Genomic DNA, 580 nt, shown 5'->3' on the forward strand with positions numbered 1-580 from the left:
TGGCATCACCAAGTATTCTGATGGCCTGAACTATATTGACCTGCGTTACCAGTTTTCTCCATCTCTGAAAGGCGAATATTATTTCGGAAATATGCAGGAACTGTTTAACAAACATTATGTTGGCCTAGAGCATACGTGGAAACAGCAGAACTTCTCTCTGAACAGCAAGTTTAAATACTTTAATGCCAAGAATGATGGCCATACCTTTGATATCGATGCACAAAATATCGGGCTACTTGAAACCCTCAAGGTCAAGAATCAGACCTTTGGATTAGGCTATCAGGAGATTACAGGAAAATCGGCTTATCCAATTCCAGATGGTTACATGCCAGAATCTTATTTTATTGACTGGGTTACCGCTGGATTCTTTAAGAAAGAGGAAAGGTCATATCACTTTATATATGGTTATGATTTTAAAGATTATATCCCTGGTTTTAATGTGAAAGTGAAATATGTTTATGGGAACCACTTCAAAGCCGCAAATGGCAGTAAAAATCTGGAAAGTGAATCAGATGTGCTCTTGACCTATGCATTTCAGCAACCGTACTTAAAAGGTTTATCCTTACGGTACCTGCGCGTT

General features: G+C 38.6%; 1 protein-coding gene. It reads left to right on the top strand.

What is annotated here, in order from left to right; translation table 11 throughout:
- A partial coding sequence (locus tag C1A47_RS17555; protein ID WP_162625989.1) for an OprD family outer membrane porin occupies positions 1-580 on the top strand: 580 nt, incomplete at both ends.

Source organism: Acinetobacter sp. MB5 (assembly GCF_003261585.1).
GTDB lineage: Bacteria > Pseudomonadota > Gammaproteobacteria > Pseudomonadales > Moraxellaceae > Acinetobacter.